Below are 1,933 nucleotides of genomic sequence, written 5' to 3' on the forward strand. Positions count from 1 at the left end.
AGGGTCGGGTGGCCCGGGGGATCTCACCCCCGGGCTCCCACAGAACGGAGCGTGACAGTCTCCCGTCACTCCGCTCTTCTCATCGAGTCCACACGAACTCGCGGTCCCACGCCCAGTGCTTGAAGAGTCCCGGCGCTCGTTGTACGAGTCCGGTCCACCATGCACGAGAGCGTTTGTAGCCCCGCAGCCGTTTGTACTTCTGCCGTGCCCATCGCATCAGGTAGGTGTTGATGCGTCGCAGGAAGGGATACAACTGCGACCGGTAGAACCGGCCGTAGTAGGTCATCCAGCCCGACACGATCGGATTGATCCAGTCGGCGAGCTCGATGAGTTCGAGTCTGGTGCGTCGGTGAAGTCGCCATTCACGGACCTGTTGGCCCATGGCTTTGAGGGCCTCCGGACTGACCGCGGGCAGGAACGACGTAAATGCTTTGCCGTCCGGATACCGCGCCTTCCGTGGGGCGAACGTATACCCCAGGAACTTAAACGACGTGTGCTCCGAAGAGCCTCGGCGTCTGCTGTCCTTGCAGTAGACGAGCTTGGTCTTGTCGGGATGCAGCCGCAGCCCGACTTCCTCCATCCTCACTTCGAGTGCCGCCCATACCTGCCGGGCCTGGCGCTCGGTCACACAATGCACCACCGCGTCATCCGCATAACGTTCGAAGTCCACCGAAGGGAATTCCCGCGCCAGGAACTGGTCGAACGCATAGTGCATGAAGAGGTTGGCGAGCACGGGCGAGACCGCAGACCCCTGCGGGGTCCCCCGGTCCCGCTCCTGAAGGGTCCCGTCGGGCAGCTGAAGCGGCGCAACGAGCCACCGCTTCACATACAGCACCACCCAACGCTGGTCGGTGTTTGCCTCCACAGCCTTGACCATGAGGGCGTGATCCACGGAGTCGAAGAACTTCTGAACGTCGAGGTCCAGAACCCAGTCCTTCTTCCAGCACCGCTGTCGACACCGCTCGACCGCCTGCAACGCCGACCGCCTGGGCCGATACCCATAGGAGTCGTCATGAAAGATCGACTCCGTCCTGGGCTCCAGCGTCAAAGCGACTACCGTCTGAGCGATTCGGTCGGCGACAGTCGGCACCCCGAGGATTCTTGTTCCCCCGGGCTTAGGGATCTCGACCGCCTTCACCGGAGGAGGGAAGTACGTCCCAGAGGACATCCGGTTCCAGATCTTGTACAGGTTTCCCCGTAGATCTTTCTCGAAGTCCTCGATCGAGCACTCATCCACTCCGGCCGCACCTTTGTTGGCCTTGACTCTTTCGTACGCCTCCCATACGAGTCGCTTCGAAATAGCGAACGGCTTGTCCGCCAGACCTGACATGCTCACCCGCTTCCTCCCGGAAGACATCCGGTTGTTCGCGCGAACAGATCACCAATGAGCCGGCCCCTTCGCTCCACCCCGATTACCAGGGCTTCACCACTACTACGGACCGGTCCGCCAGCGCGTGTCGCATCGGTACTCAACGCCTCACGGTTTCCGCCGCCCGGCGTGCTCCCTCTCGCCGTCTGAGCCCTTCTGGAACCAGACAGCCGTATCGACACTCGCCTTCCCACGTTCCATGCAGAAGCCGCAGACCGGACTCGCGCCGCCTCCATGCCGGACACCACCTGGCCAATAGACGGGCTCCCGCCAGGCTCATCCCGGCGCCATTTAACCGCCCCGGTTTTGATGTCAGTTGCTTGTTTCGACACGTCGTCAGCGGTTCGCTCTCGCTCGCCTTTCCGATCCCCACCTGACGCCTCACGGGCGCCTTTTCCTCAACGCTCACCACGACGGTCTTCAGCCAACGCAGCTTGAGGTGGTTTGACGCCTCCCCCCGAGGGCGACGCCGAAGGGCCACAAAACCTTCATCATCTGCACAGCACCGCATCAAGTGGGCCTACCTACATCAACCTCACTCTCTGCGCTCGTGGCGCACTTAAA

At 62.1% G+C, this 1,933-nt stretch carries 1 protein-coding gene; it reads right to left on the bottom strand.

Annotated elements, in window-relative coordinates:
* Nucleotides 1-79: 79 nt before the first annotated feature.
* Complete coding sequence (gene ltrA, locus ACWD4O_RS48700; RefSeq protein WP_451289587.1) at nt 80-1,330, bottom strand: group II intron reverse transcriptase/maturase; 1,251 nt, start codon at nt 1,328-1,330, stop codon at nt 80-82.
* Between the last annotated feature and the right edge of the window lie 603 nt (nt 1,331-1,933).

Source organism: Streptomyces sp. NPDC002623 (genome assembly GCF_053592635.1).

What these genes read in the sequence shown, in the direction of transcription:
- ltrA (WP_451289587.1), bottom strand. Translation starts at nt 1,330, where the DNA reads ATGTCAGGTCTGGCGGACAAGCCGTTCGCTATTTCGAAGCGACTCGTA.